At 36.6% G+C, this 9,309-nt stretch carries 10 protein-coding genes; 8 read left to right on the top strand and 2 right to left on the bottom strand.

Annotated features, from left to right (window positions below; all coding sequences use genetic code 11):
* Positions 1-85: 85 nt before the first annotated feature.
* Both ASU35_RS17945 and ASU35_RS17950 read right to left on the bottom strand, forming a co-directional pair.
* Positions 86-1,459, bottom strand: a complete 1,374-nt coding sequence (locus ASU35_RS17945) for a relaxase/mobilization nuclease domain-containing protein (RefSeq protein ID WP_058354332.1) — start codon at positions 1,457-1,459, stop codon at positions 86-88.
* Positions 1,408-1,749, bottom strand: a complete 342-nt coding sequence (locus ASU35_RS17950) for a plasmid mobilization protein (protein ID WP_058354333.1) — start codon at positions 1,747-1,749, stop codon at positions 1,408-1,410. The genes ASU35_RS17945 and ASU35_RS17950 overlap by 52 nt, the downstream gene beginning before the upstream one ends.
* 403 nt (positions 1,750-2,152) lie before the next feature.
* Between ASU35_RS17950 and ASU35_RS17955 the strand changes: the two genes are divergently transcribed.
* The 8 genes from ASU35_RS17955 (at position 2,153) to ASU35_RS17990 (ending at position 9,219) form a co-directional block, all read left to right on the top strand.
* The gene (locus ASU35_RS17955; RefSeq protein WP_058354334.1) at positions 2,153-2,776 is read left to right on the top strand and encodes a TetR/AcrR family transcriptional regulator; all 624 of its coding nucleotides are present in this window, start codon (positions 2,153-2,155) and stop codon (positions 2,774-2,776) included.
* A 91-nt stretch (positions 2,777-2,867) separates the two neighbouring features.
* Positions 2,868-3,596 carry an ABC transporter ATP-binding protein gene (locus ASU35_RS17960; RefSeq protein WP_058354335.1) on the top strand — a complete coding sequence of 243 codons (729 nt, stop codon included), beginning with the start codon at positions 2,868-2,870 and terminating at the stop codon, positions 3,594-3,596.
* A gap of 4 nt (positions 3,597-3,600) precedes the next feature.
* Positions 3,601-4,314, top strand: a complete 714-nt coding sequence (locus ASU35_RS17965) for an ABC transporter permease (RefSeq protein WP_058354336.1) — start codon at positions 3,601-3,603, stop codon at positions 4,312-4,314.
* Between the two features lie 281 nt (positions 4,315-4,595).
* A complete protein-coding gene (locus ASU35_RS17970) occupies positions 4,596-5,729 on the top strand; it encodes a ThiF family adenylyltransferase (protein WP_058354341.1) in 1,134 nt (377 codons plus the stop codon).
* A gap of 32 nt (positions 5,730-5,761) precedes the next feature.
* Complete coding sequence (locus ASU35_RS17975; protein WP_147525494.1) at positions 5,762-6,649, top strand: hypothetical protein; 888 nt, start codon at positions 5,762-5,764, stop codon at positions 6,647-6,649.
* 15 nt (positions 6,650-6,664) lie between these two features.
* Positions 6,665-7,591 (top strand): ABC transporter ATP-binding protein, encoded by a 927-nt coding sequence (locus ASU35_RS17980; protein WP_058354338.1) that lies wholly within the window; start codon positions 6,665-6,667, stop codon positions 7,589-7,591.
* Positions 7,581-8,345 (top strand): ABC transporter permease, encoded by a 765-nt coding sequence (locus tag ASU35_RS17985; protein WP_058354339.1) that lies wholly within the window; start codon positions 7,581-7,583, stop codon positions 8,343-8,345. The genes ASU35_RS17980 and ASU35_RS17985 overlap by 11 nt, the downstream gene beginning before the upstream one ends.
* A gap of 61 nt (positions 8,346-8,406) precedes the next feature.
* A complete protein-coding gene (locus ASU35_RS17990; RefSeq protein WP_058354340.1) occupies positions 8,407-9,219 on the top strand; it encodes a CPBP family intramembrane glutamic endopeptidase in 813 nt (270 codons plus the stop codon).
* The last annotated feature ends 90 nt before the right edge of the window (positions 9,220-9,309 follow it).

Below are 9,309 nucleotides of genomic sequence, written 5' to 3' on the forward strand. Positions count from 1 at the left end.
CAATCAGTTCCATTTTAGGAGTTGGTTGTAAAAAAGGGTGAACTTCACGGATTCAGGTATAATACAAGGTCTGGTTCTTAACAAGCTATAAGATTTGATTTCTGTCTTTTTCGGTCAGTTCCGTAATATGTTCCTGTGATACTTCTCGTCCAAGATAGCGGTTGAGATTTTCCTGCTTCCGTTTCAAATCCTGTACCTCTTTTTCACAATTTTTATAAGTTGCGGTCAGTTCTTTTTTCTGTGTTTCTAATCTATGATATTCAGCTTTTAACTTCTCAATATTCAATCCCTTCAGATTGATACCAGCCTGCTCTAACATACGTCTTGCACCGCCATAAAGGATAATCTGACTTTCGTATTTGCGGAAATAAGCATCCGGATTTTTGGCTTTTTTGTAGCCGGTATGGTAGGTACGGTTTGCCTTATACTGCTCGGCATATTTGATAATTTCTGCAAGGTCTTTCATGCTGTGTTCCAGTTGTACGACACTTTGTTTTGCAGATTTTCCGGCTTCGGTTTTTACTGCAATCTGATGTTCTAAATCAGATAAAGAACCCACTTCATTATAGCTTTGTGCAGCTATTTTTAAATTCTCAATAGCAGCCCAATGTTTCAGTCCGGGACTGTTCTGAAACTTCTCGTCAGAAGTATCAATCAGACTGCGTGAGCTGTAATCCTTTTTAGGAATGACAGCTTTTCGTTCCCGTTTCATTTCTATGCGTTCTTTGATACGTTCTTTTGTATATTCTTTTCCTAAAGATTTTATGCTGCCACGAATAAAACGGTCTTTATCCAAAGGGCGGAAAGAAATATATTTTGCTGCATTATCATCAAAAGTTTCGCCCTTAATCTCATATCCCCTTGCTCTTAGTAAAAGCAAAAATTCTTCATAAGTGGAAGAAGATTGGATGCAGGAATTGATGTCTTTTCGCAAGGTCGGTTTCCATGCTGTGCCATTTTTATCAGCTTGCCATTCCTTATATTTTTTGCCACGATTTTCTCCGGGAATAATAACGGAAAGCTGGTGTTCTTTGCACAGCTCGTCACTTAACTGTCGGATGCGGTAATAGGTCTGTTTGCAGTCATGATATTTGTTATATTCAAGGTTATCGGTAGCACAAAATATGATGTGATTATGTACATGACCTTTGTCGATATGGGTAGTAACAACATAGGAATATTTCCCCTCTAAAACCTTGTCAGCAAGTTCCTGTCCGATTGTGTGAGCTTCTTCAAAATCAACCTCGCCGGGTGCAAAAGCCTGTATCAGATGATAGGCTTTGTTTGGACTGTTTTCCCTGCAATGGTCGAGGGTATATTTGAAATCAATCGCAGCGGTTTCCGGAGAACAGGCATAAGAGGAAATATACATTTTTTCATCGGTTTTTTCTGAATTACAGATATAGTCTATCGCTTTATCAACGGTTGCTTTGATAGCATGGATTTTTGTGTATGCCATACCTGATTCATCAACTCCTTTACCTCGTTCATATCTTCCTGATAGATGTGTCCGGTGCTGTTCACACGCTTTGCAATCTGGTTCAGACTGGAACTAATCCGTCCGAGTTCCGTATTGTAATTTCGCAGATAACTGTAATCCACATCATAAACATATCCGTATAAAATGAGCTTACGCAGAAAAGCCGATTTGCTTTTCATGCCAGATAATTTGAACTTCTCATCGAGGATAAACTGCTCGTCATCATCAAGATAAAATTGCACCGGATGGGTGCGGTTTCTGTTTGCCATAGTGTTACGTCCTTTCTAAAAATGGGTACAAAAAAACTGCTGTAAAATGTTCGATTATTACAACAGTTGTTTTCATGTTTTATTCAGTTTCGGGCAAAAGTACTCAAGACAAATTGTAGCAAAAGCAGAAGAAAAGGTCAAGAAGTTTAGAGAAAAAGCTGATAGATTTCTTTAGAGGGTTAGGGATACTTCCCTATGGAAATTTTTACACAGCAGACGATAGGAATATGGTGGGAATTTCGCCTGTGTCATGACACAGGCAGTGCTTGCTATTCTTGTCAAGAATTTGGTATAAATAAGCTACAAAAAGCTACAAAGTTTGAGAAAATAGTTGACAAGAGAAGGGAATAGTGATATAAATACATACATATCGAATGTATTTATGAAATCAGGTGGAAACTATATGGCAAGAAACAAATATCCGGAATTAACAGTGGAAAAAATATTGGAAGTATCGCAAAGACTTTTTTTAGAGAAAGGATACGAACAAACAACAATTCAGGATATCGTTGATAACTTAGGAGGACTGACCAAAGGAGCAGTATATCATCATTTTAAATCTAAAGAAGAGATTATCAATGCTTTAGGGGATAAAATGTTTTTGGGTAACAACCCGTTTAATATAGTGAAAGACCAAGATGGATTAAATGGATTGCAGAAAATTCAAAAAGCCATGATGTTGAATCAGGAAGATACGGAGAGAGCCACATTATCGAGAAATACAATTCCGTTGTTAGAGAATCCTCGAATATTAGCTGGGATGATAGAATCACAAAGAAAATATTTGTCACCAGAGTTTTGCAAATTAATTGAAGAAGGTATCAAAGATGGTTCTATCAACACAGAATATCCGAAAGAATTATCAGAAGTTCTTCCACTATTGGAACTGTGGTTGATGCCATCTATATTTCCAGCATCGGAAGAAGAGTTACATCATAAGATTATGTTCATCAAAGAATTGTTTGAGCATATGGGAGTTCCGCTTTTTGATGAGCAGATATTATCAATGATAGAAGAAGTGTATTGATGTAAATAATAAAATGAAATTGTGTCGTGCAGTTTTATTTTATTTTTTACATCAATACATACATACCGAATGTATGAAAGGAGAAAATGATATGATTGAGGAAGAAGTGTATGCGGTAAGAACGCATAACTTATTTAAAGATTATAAAGAAAAAAATGTAATAAGTAATTGTAACATGAATGTAAAACGGGGAAAGATATATTGTCTGGTGGGTCAAAATGGTGCAGGAAAGACTACTCTGTTTAAGATGTTGTTGGGATTAACAAGTGCTACGCAGGGAACAGCAATCGTTTTGGGAATGGACTCTGAAAAAGACCATCTGGAAATCCTCTCCAGAACAGGAAGTCTTATAGAAACTCCTGTTTTTTATGAACACCTTTCAGCAAAGGAAAACTTAAGGATACATTTGGAATATATGAAGTGTAATAATGCTGACAAAATTGAAAATGTATTGGAAAAGGTAGGTTTGAAGGATTCATCAACTCAGATAGTATCTACTTTTTCATTAGGAATGCGTCAGAGACTGGCTGTTGCGAGAGCACTGATACATGAACCTGAGTTACTGATTCTGGATGAACCGGTTAATGGATTAGATCCGGTGGGAATACGGGATATGAGAGAGTTGTTTCGTGAACTTGCAAGGCAGGGAATCACAATTTTAATGTCCAGTCATTTTCTGACAGAAGTGGAACTGGTTGCAGATGATATAGGATTTCTGTGTAATGGAACAATCGTGCAGGAAGTTCCGGTACAGGATATATCAAAAGAGAATACCGGTGGATTGGAAAATTATTTTATGAAAGTAATTCAAGGAGCGTGAGAAGATGAAAATAAACAAAATATTCTCTCTGGAATTAGAGAGAAATGGTTTGCGGGAATATAAGATTGCGGCTTTGATAAGTACCTTTTTTCTATTGGGGTTTATATATTTAATAGTAGCGATACCTAAAATTGATCCAGGAGATAGCGATGCAGAATTATTTGCTTCTTATCATTTTGTGACAGGATTGACACTGGTAGTGATGATGGGAATATTTTCAGTAATTTCTGCAACGATGTCATCAAAGATTGTTGTTGATGAATATTGCGGGAAAAAGGCAATTTTGCTGTTTTCCTATCCTATCAGTCGGGAAAGGATAATGGAAACAAAGCTGTTAGTAGTGTTTTTGTTCACAGTTATTTCAATGCTTATAAGCGGAACCATAATTTTTGCTGTATTTTTTACAACAGAAATCTTTATTCCGATTAGTGAGGACATTGTCAGTCCGGAACTGATATTGACAAGCGTACTGTATTTGGTGTGTTATGCCATGATTTCTGCCTTTTGTGGTATTGTTTCAAGCTGGATTGGGTTCAGAAAGCAGTCTGTGATTGCAACCATAGTTGCTTCCTGTATTATTATGGTTTTGATGTGCCAGATAGCAGCCATGACATTTTTTGCTTGGGCAGTTATGATAGTGCTTTTGGCTGTAATGGGAACCGTTACATTTTTGGCTATAAAAAATATGTTGAGTCAGGTTAATAAAATGGAAATTTAGCTTAGCGTATAATGTTCTTTTATATACTCTCAAAGAGTGGCGAAAGGATGTATACATATAAAGAGTGCTGATAGTAGTAGGGCATTCAGTATGGAAGGGAGGAGGTGAGACTATGAAAAACATTACAGTTCGTCGTGCTGTCAAGGTTGACGCAACAGCATGGTGGATCGTTTTCTAAGACGATTCAGTAGGTTGATAGTGCCGGAGACAAACTGAGTTTTCAGTTTGTCTTTGGTGCTATATACGAGAATTAGCAAAGGAGAAGAGTGATAAATATGAGCATATTATATAACAGACCAAGAATTAAGCCAATCTATCCGCTGTACAGATTAAATAGTAAGGAATTTCGAATAGGGGCTCAGCTCGGAATTACAGCAGAATTTGGAGATCCGGAAGGACAGCTATGGGAACTGGCGTCAAGACTTGACGGCAGACCAGTTATGGAAGTAGTGGAAGAAGTGCGGGAGGTATTTCCGGAACTGACAGTAGAGGATGTGATAGAGGGTATAGAACTTTTAGACAATGAGGGTTTTATAGAGGAATGTTTGGAGGAAGAAGCTGATGTACCAGTTAGGTATATGCCTAATATAAATTATTTTAGCAGATATATAGGAAGTCAGGGAAATAGATATACACCGCATAGAAAAATTAGTGAAACAACAATTCTCCTACTCGGATTAGGCGGTGGTGGTTCCAACATACTTACAATGCTTGCAGGACTCGGTCCGAAAAAGATTGTAATTGTGGACTATGACAATGTAGAAGAGAGTAATTTGGGCAGACAGCTTTTATATAAGGAATCAGATATTGGAACGCCGAAAGCAGAAGCAGCAGCAAGAACAATTTCGGAGATGAACAAAGATATTCTGATTGAGGCACACAATAAGAAGATAGAAAAACCAGAAGATGTATTAGATGTGATAGAAGGTGTAGATCTTGTTATATGTGCAATAGATGAACCTCCTTTTGTTGCACAAAGAATCGTAAATGAAGCGATTGTGAAAGCAAATGTACCTTGCGTTTTTGGAGCATCACAGGTAAGCAGAGGAAGAGTATTTACAGTAATTCCAGGTGTGACTGGTTGTTTTGATTGTTTAAATCTTCATTATAGTATGAATGATCCTCAGTTTGTGGAACAATTTGTTGCTTTTAGGAAAATAGATTTTAATCCACCAACCATAGCGTATGCACCTGCAATATTTCAACTTACAGCAGCGATTGTTGATGAGGCGGTGCGTGTAATAACGGGATATGCAGAACCTCGCAGTCTGGGAACACAGTATGAAATTAATTTTGAAGATGGTTCTTCATTCAGGCATCCTTCATGGAAGCGTTATGCAGAAAAGTGCCCAACCTGCGGAAAGGGGAAAAAATCAGACTGGGAGATATTTCAATATTATGAAAATAAAAAGTAAGATATAGAGTGTACGGTGAAGAAAAAATGACTTTGAAAAAAATATTTTCAAGAAAATTAAAAAATGGGAATTATGTGATATTAGCTGCTGATTCTGAACCGCTGGTAGTAGAAGAGTTTGCATTGTGTATAAGTCTGGATAGAAGCGTATTAGCAAATTGTGATGAAAATGTTATTACCACATTTAAGGATAGTGGCTTTTTTGCGGATACGTTATTGGATGTAGATGCAGTTATTCCGGAAGAACCAAAAGGGAAAAAGTGGAATGTGCTAAGGCAGGGGATGATAATAATATCAGTCATTGCATTGTTTTGTGTGTTAGTGTGTATTCCATTTACCGGGATTCCGATTGGAAATAGAATTATACCTGCCAATGTTCCAATGTGGCTGTCGGTTGCATTTATGGTAGTATTTTCGGTGGTCACTACAATTCTTCACGAATTGATGCACATGTTGTATGCAAAAACATGGAAAAGGCAGAATGGTGGGGTAAAAATTGTATTAAAAAAGTCTATGGCTACAGTTACCATGACACATATATGGGTGTGGTCATTTTGGGGGAGAATGGCTGCCGTATCAGCCGGAATCATGTCCGATTTGTTGATATTATGTTTTTGTTCAATGATTGGGTTGTATAAGGACAGTTGGATTGTTTCGGCGGCAGCTTCAATCCTTTGGGTAAGAATATTATGGCAGTTTCGTTTTCACAGAAAGACGGATGGACGTTTTATACTTATGCTTTTGTTAGATAATCCGGTCATTGCACTTGAGGGTGAGAGTGATACTGATTTTTCTGATAAAAAAGATATTCTGATATGGAAATTGTTTCAGGTAATTGGAGTTTTTGTTGGGTTAGCAATAGTTGCTTTTTGGGGTATCCCATTTTTATTAAGCATTTTTTCTAATCTGTTTAGTTTTTAGAAAGAGAGAGAATTGATGAAAGAAAAAAAGTTGATTATTGATTCGATTAGTAAAACATATAAAAAAGGAAAAGTAAAAGCTAATGATAATATTTCGTTAGAACTGCACCCTTCAGAAGTTACTGCACTTATTGGACATAATGGTGCAGGGAAAACAACTCTGCTGAATCAAATTATAGGTAATGTCAAGCCTGACAGTGGAGATATTACTTATGGGGGAATATCATTAGTGAATAATTCAAAAGCAGCCAGAGAACTGGTATCCATGATGCCACAGTTTCATGTTTCGCTTGAAGGAGTAACATTAAGGCAGTCCATAGAATCTATTTTAAGAATTAAGGGAGTACCTGAAAAACAGGTGCAATTATACACAAAGCAGATATTAAGGGATTTAGATATTGAACAGTGGGCGGAACAGGCGGGAAACAAATTATCCGGTGGTTTGCAACGATTAACTTCTTTTGCAATGGCAGTAGCATATCCATCCGATATTATTCTGCTTGACGAACCGACAAATGATGTTGATCCGATACGCCGGAAGTTGGTATGGCAATATATGAGGAAACTGGCAAAAAACGGACATATGATTTTTGTTGTTACTCATAATCTGCTTGAAGTTGAGCAGTATACAGACAGATATATTTTGATGAACAAAGGGCGTATGATACGAAATGTTTCTACGACAGTTATGAGTAATGATTTTGCGTCAAATATTATGATTGTGTACTTACATGATGTAGATGAATTGCATGGTTTGCCGGAGAATGAAGCGAGCGAATATAAAAAAGATGAAATGCAACTTATTCTTACTTTGTCTGAAAAGCAGGTTCCGGGTGCGGTTAAGTGGCTGCTGGAGCTTATGGGGCAAGGAAAAGTTTTGAATTATAAGCTTACATCTGCAACATTGGATATGCAATATGGAGGAATGATAGATGGTGAATGAAGAAATATTATCAAAACCGAAGGTGTCTTATTTTACAAAACTCAAGGGAGTGATACTGTGGAGCCTGATAAGACATAAATATCTGGTGCCGGTATTCAGTGTGGCACAGGCTGCATTTTCGGTTGCAATTATATGTGGAATGGCATTATTTCTTCCACAGCTTGATGATACATCAGTTGTTTATTTGGCATCGGGTGCATTGACTTTGGGGATGATTGCAGTCGGCTGTGTTTTAGCACCACAGATTGTAAGCGAGGGAAAACAAAATGGGATATTTGAATATCAAAGAACGCTTCCGGTTTCAAGAAGCATTATTTTGTTGGCAGATATTATCATATGGGGTATTGCTTCGCTGCCGGGTGTGATTATGGGGTGCGTTGCTTCTATGTTGCGTTTTGATATAAACCTGAATATAACAGTACAAAGCTGCCTGGTTATTTTACTTACACAGTTTACAATGATTTGCATTGGGTTTTGTATTGCATATTGGCTTCCACCGAATGCCATGGCATTGGCAACACAGGTAATTATGATAGGCGGGCTGCTTTTTTCACCGATAACATATCCAGCAGAAAGACTTCCGGAGTGGTCTATGTATATCTATAATGTGCTGCCGTTTGTTCCTATGAGTAATTTAATAAGGGCGAGTTTGTTTTTGACAAAGCCAATGGATGTATCAGATTTGATTGTAGTTATTTTTTGGGCTGTTGCAGCGTTTGTTCTTTCCCTTTGTGCTTTGTCAAAAAAAGAATGAAAATTGAAATTCGCAGAGAGTTTACAAGAGTGAATATACAGCCAATGGATAGGTAAATGATATGTTACCGAATTCATTGGCTGTTATCCTGTCTGTTAATCTGATAATGGTATTTGTGATTGAGATAATAAAAATAGCATTTTTTCGGGGAAGTTTGATTGAAGAAGATATAGCCATGCTTATTCAACTATATGGAAGTATTATCGGAATTGGCTTGGTTATACTGTACTGTTATGGAATTGAAAAAAGAAAACTTGCGTGTATGGGAATTATAAGAAGCTCTTTTTTTCAACAGTATATGAAAGGTATTTTGGTAGGAGGTTTTCTAATATCGGTCATAGTGCTGATAGGAGAACTTTTGGGGATTTTTGTATTTGATAAAATCAATCAGAATTTGAACATAAAGATTATATTATTATTTTTTTTCGGTTTCTTATTGCAGGGATTTTATGAAGAATTGGTATTTCGTGGCTTTTTAATGATTTCCATTATCAAAAAAAGTACCATATTTGTAGCAGTAATGATTAATTCTTTGCTTTTTGGATTAACACATGGTTTTAATGATGGAATTCATGTGCTTGGGTTGCTTAATTTGATATTATTTGGAATATTTGAGTCAATTTACTTGTTAAAAAACGGTAATATTTGGGGAGTCAGTGCCATACATAGTATGTGGAATTTTATGCAGGGATCTATTTATGGTTTTAATGTATCAGGAATGGCACAATCACAAAGTTTGCTGACATTTAAAATTAAAAATTGTGAAATTTTTAGTGGGGGAACATTTGGATTGGAAGGGAGTTTGCTGACAACAATAGTATTAGCAAGTGGTATTCTTATAGCTGCACTATATAAAAATAGAATGCATGAATAAATAGAAAAATAGGAATATAAAAAATCTGTAAGTAACTATTCAGTACCCCGTTAAGGGCACTTTTATTTTTGGGCAAAACAGAGAAAATAA

The organism is Acetivibrio ethanolgignens (assembly GCF_001461035.1).
GTDB classification, from domain to species: Bacteria; Bacillota; Clostridia; order Lachnospirales; family Lachnospiraceae; genus Velocimicrobium; species Velocimicrobium ethanolgignens.